Raw genomic sequence first — 4,411 nt, 5'->3', positions numbered from 1 at the left:
GGGGGACCCCCTTCGCCCCGGCGGAACGCATGCCCACAACGGACGCGGTGCTCCTCACTGCTGCCGAACAGGTCGGGAGTGCTGCGGCCACTACCGACATGGCCGTCTCCTACGCTCGTGCGCGGACGCAGTTCGGGCAGGTCATCGGGGGGTTCCAGGCCGTGAAGCACCTCTGTGCCGGGATGCTCGTGCGGGTCGAGCTCGCTCGGGCCGCCGTGTGGGCCGCCGCCGTCACCGGTGATCCCGTCGAGGTCGCCGGGGCCAAGCTGCTCGCCGATGACGCGGCCGTCGGCAACGCGCGGGACTGTCTCCAGGTGCACGGCGGCATGGGGTTCACCTGGGAGGCCGATGTCCACCTGCATCTGAAGCGGGCCTGGGTGCGGGCCGAGCTGGGGATGACCGCCGCTCGGGCCGAGGAGACCGTGGCCGCGGGGCTGTAGCGCTTCGTGTTCGAGGCGACGCGGAACGTTGATATCGGGTTGTGTCCTTCGACGGGGCCGTCACGGCCCGGAGTCGGTCTCCGCCTCCGGTACGCTCCGTGAGATGCGAGTGCTCGTTGGCCCGGATCGTCCCGGTGTCGCCCCTGTGGCGGCTCCGCGGCCGGGAATGCCCGCCGCTCGCGCCCGGCGTTCGACTACCCGCAGCGTGCGTCGCACAGTATGGACCATGCGTACTCCTTCGCGCTGGAATATGCCCGAAGCGCTTGTTGCGGTGACTGTACGTCAACCATGCTGTCCCACAAGGGAATCACGTTCCGTAAAGGTGTGTCCGCCGGTTCGGATGGTGTGAGCGGTGCAGGTGCTTCAGGTTCAGTTGGAGGTCGGGCCGGACCCGGCAGAGGTGGGACGAGCCCGGAGGTGGGCCCGGTCGCGGCTCGCCGGTTCGGGCATAGGGGATGACGAGCCGCTCGCCGAGACGCTGGTGCTGCTCATCTCCGAGCTCGTGACCAACGCCGTGGTGCACACGGGCTGCCCGGCCGTGCTGCGGATGCTGTTCGCCGCGGGGGGTGGCGGGGTGCGGGTCGAGGTGGCCGACACGAGCGACCGCCCGCCGCAGCCCCGGCACGCGGAGGGCGACGACACCAACGGGCGCGGCCTGGAGCTGGTGGACGGGCTCGCGGACCGGTGGGGCTGGCAGCCGGAGGGCGTCGGCAAGAGCATCTGGTGCGAGGTGGACCGGGTCGCACCCGTGTCGGCGACGGTGCCGACGTTGTCGCCCGGCCGGGTGCACTGTTGACGATTCGTTCCGTTTTGCCCACCCTGGGGTGAGCGATTCGTGGCGAGCGAGGGGAGCCGAGGGCCGCGTGTCCTCGGCGTGTGCGGGTCGTGGTCGGGTGGCGGCGAGTCCGTGCCGTGCTCGGGGCGCGTGCGAGCGCGCCGCCACCCATGAACCTTCCGCCACCCGTGAACCTAGAGAACGGCCACCGGAGCGACCGGTGTGCCCGTGCCGCCGACGAACGGTTCGGGCATCGCGGAGAGCAGGAAGGCGTAGCGCCCTTCTTCTGCACAGGCTGTGGACAGAGCCTCCAGATTCCAGTTCTGCCCCTGGAGCATGCCCATCTCGACCAGGTCGAGGGCGTGCACGGGCAGCCAGAGGTCCTCGATCTCGGGCGGGAAGATCTCGAAGGTGAGCGTGTCGTTGGCGACGGCCGCGACGTCGTGCGCGTGGAACCACTCCGGCGTGCGGACCGAGAGGCCCGGTGACGGGAACGCGTACCCGTGCTTGTCCCCGGCCAGGTACACCTGCATCTGCCCGGTCCGTACGAGGACGATGTCCCCGGACCGTACGGCCACCCCGCCGAATTCCGCCGCCTCGTCGAGGTCTTCGGGGGTGACGGCGTGGTCGCCGGGCAGGCGGTCCACCCCCTTCGCCGCCGCCACGTCCAGGAGGACCCCGCGGCTCACGACGTGACGGGCCGTGTGGATGCCGCTGAACTCGGAGCGGCCGTGCGGGGTGACGGTGGCGGCGGGGCGGCCGTTGTAGATGCGGCCCGAGTGGGAGACGTGCGTCAGGGCGTCCCAGTGGGTGCCGGCCTGGAGGCCCAGGGTCGCGGCGTCGTCGCTGGTGGCGACCGTGCCGGGACCGAAGATCTCCTGGTTGACCTGGACCATGACGTGGAGCGGGTTGACCCGGCCGGGGATCATGCCCGTCTGCACGCCGTCCTGCTTGAGGTCGACGGCGAGCGGAACGCGGCGGCCGGTGCGGACGGTGGCGGCGGCCTCCCGTACGACCTCGTCGGTGACGAGGTTGAGCGTGCCGATCTCGTCGTCCTGGCCCCAGCGGCCCCAGTTGTTGACGCGCTTGGCGATCTCGTGGAAGGCGGCGGGAAGAGACATCGGGGCCTCCGGGGTCTTGTTTTCCGGTATCTGACGGACCGTAGAATCCTGACGACGAACGAATCTAACGGACCGTCAGAAAGTGCGGGAAGGGGCCGGGCGTGGGGAACTTCTTGGCTGGCAAGGTCGTCGCCGTGACGGGAGCGGGGCGCGGCATCGGCCGCGCCGTCGCCCTCGCGTGCGCGGCGGAGGGCGCGAAGGTCGTCGTCAACGACTACGGGGTGTCGATCGAGGGCGGTGAGCCGACCTCCGAGGTCGCGGTCTCGGTGGTGAAGGAGATCGAGGCGGCGGGCGGATCGGCGGTGGCGGTCGCCGACGACATCTCCACCATGGCGGGCGGACAGCGGATCGTCGACGTCGCCCTCGCCGAGTACGGGCGGATCGACGGGGTCGTCTGCGTCGCCGGCATCCTGCGCGAGCGGATGCTCTTCAACATGTCCGAGGAGGAGTGGGACCCCGTCGTCGCCACCCACCTGAAGGGCACCTTCACCGTCTTCCGGGCCGCGTCGGCCGTCATGCGCAAGCAGGGCACCGGGACGCTCATCGGCTTCACCAGCGGCAACCACCAGGGCTCCGTCGCCCAGGCCAACTACTCGGCGGCGAAGGGCGGGATCATCTCGCTCGTACGGAGCGCGGCCCTCGGCCTCCACAAGTACGGAGTCACCGCGAACGCCGTCGCGCCGGTCGCCCGCACCCGGATGTCCGCGAACGTCCCCATGGAGCTCAAGGAGATCGGGGAGCCGGAGGACGTGGCCGCGCTCGTCGTCTATCTGCTCTCCGACCGGGCCAGGGAGGAACGGATCACCGGGCAGGTGTACACCATCGCCGGACCCAAGATCGCGGTCTGGGCGCAACCGAGGGAGCTGCGCGCCGGGTACGCGGAGGGCGGCGGCTGGACCCCCGAACGCATCGCGGACTTCCTGCCCGGGACGGTCGGGAAGGACCCGATGCCGATGCTGGCGATGCTGGAGGAGATGGCCCGCGCGGCGGCCGCCGGAGACCGGCCGAACTCCCGTGAGGAGAACGGATCATGAGGGGCGTCGTCTTCGACGGGAAGCAGGTCCGGGTCGTCGACGACCTGGAGGTGCGGGACCCGGGACCCGGGGAGGTGCTCGTCGGGATCGCCGCCGCCGGGCTCTGCCACAGCGATCTGTCCGTCATCGACGGGACCATCCCGTTCCCGCCGCCCGTCGTCCTCGGCCACGAGGGCGCGGGTGTCGTCGAGGCCGTGGGCCCCGGTGTCACGCACGTCGTCCCCGGCGACCACGTCGCCCTGTCCACGCTCGCGAACTGCGGCGCCTGCGCCGACTGCGACCGGGGCCGGCCGACGATGTGCCGCAAGGCCATCGGGATGCCGGGGCAGCCGTTCTCACGGGCGTCGACCGGGCAGCCGTTGTTCCAGTTCGCGTCGAACTCGTCCTTCGCCGAGCGGACCGTCGTCAAGGCCGTCCAGGCCGTGAAGATCCCGCAGGACATCCCGCTGACCTCCGCCGCCCTCATGGGCTGCGGCGTCCTCACCGGCGTCGGAGCCGTACTCAACCGTGCGAAGGTCGGGCGCGGCGAGACCGTCGTCGTCATCGGCACCGGCGGCATCGGCCTCAACGTCCTCCAGGGCGCCCGGATCGCGGGCGCGCTGACGATCGTCGCCGTCGACACCAACCCGGAGAAGGAGGCGGTGGCCCGGCAGTTCGGGGCGAGCCACTTCCTGACCTCCACGGACGGGGTACGGGAGATCCTGCCCACCGGCGCCGACCACGTCTTTGAATGCGTCGGCCACACGGGCCTCGTCCGCACCGCGATCGACCTCCTCGACCGGCACGGCCAGGCGATCCTGCTCGGCATGACCGCGCCGAAGGCGGAGGCGAGCTTCCTGCCGGCCGCGATGTTCCTGGACAAGTCGATCCTGGGCTGCCGGTACGGCTCCTCGCGACCGCAGAAGGACATCGCCCTGTACGCGGAGCTGTACCGCTCGGGAGCCCTGCTCCTCGACGAGCTGGTGACGGCGACGTACCCGGTGGAGGAGTTCGCGCGGGCGGCGGAGGACGCGGAGCGGGGGAAGGTGGCGCGGGGGGTGC

5 protein-coding genes are annotated in these 4,411 nt (G+C 71.2%); 4 read left to right on the top strand and 1 reads right to left on the bottom strand.

Annotated elements, in window-relative coordinates; translation table 11 throughout:
* The coding region (locus tag CCN56_RS35260) for an acyl-CoA dehydrogenase family protein (RefSeq protein ID WP_256962345.1) at nt 1-440 on the top strand (440 nt) is incomplete at its 5' end.
* 352 nt (nt 441-792) lie between these two features.
* Entirely contained in the window at nt 793-1,236 is a 444-nt protein-coding gene (locus CCN56_RS35255) for an ATP-binding protein (RefSeq protein WP_086831857.1), read from the top strand.
* A gap of 173 nt (nt 1,237-1,409) precedes the next feature.
* Here the strand turns inward: CCN56_RS35255 and CCN56_RS35250 are convergent, their stop codons facing one another.
* Complete coding sequence (locus CCN56_RS35250; protein WP_086831856.1) at nt 1,410-2,336, bottom strand: cyclase family protein; 927 nt, start codon at nt 2,334-2,336, stop codon at nt 1,410-1,412.
* 101 nt (nt 2,337-2,437) lie between these two features.
* Between CCN56_RS35250 and CCN56_RS35245 the strand changes: the two genes are divergently transcribed.
* Entirely contained in the window at nt 2,438-3,370 is a 933-nt protein-coding gene (locus CCN56_RS35245; protein ID WP_086831855.1) for an SDR family oxidoreductase, read from the top strand.
* The coding region (locus tag CCN56_RS35240; RefSeq protein ID WP_086831854.1) for a Zn-dependent alcohol dehydrogenase at nt 3,367-4,411 on the top strand (1,045 nt) is incomplete at its 3' end. The genes CCN56_RS35245 and CCN56_RS35240, both read left to right, overlap by 4 nt.

Source organism: Streptomyces sp. NRRL B-24572, from assembly GCF_002156145.1.
In the GTDB taxonomy this organism is placed as follows: Bacteria; Actinomycetota; Actinomycetes; order Streptomycetales; family Streptomycetaceae; genus Streptomyces; species Streptomyces vietnamensis.
The sequence above is the reverse complement of the archived record's forward strand: the minus strand, read 5'-3'. Positions and strand labels throughout refer to the sequence as shown.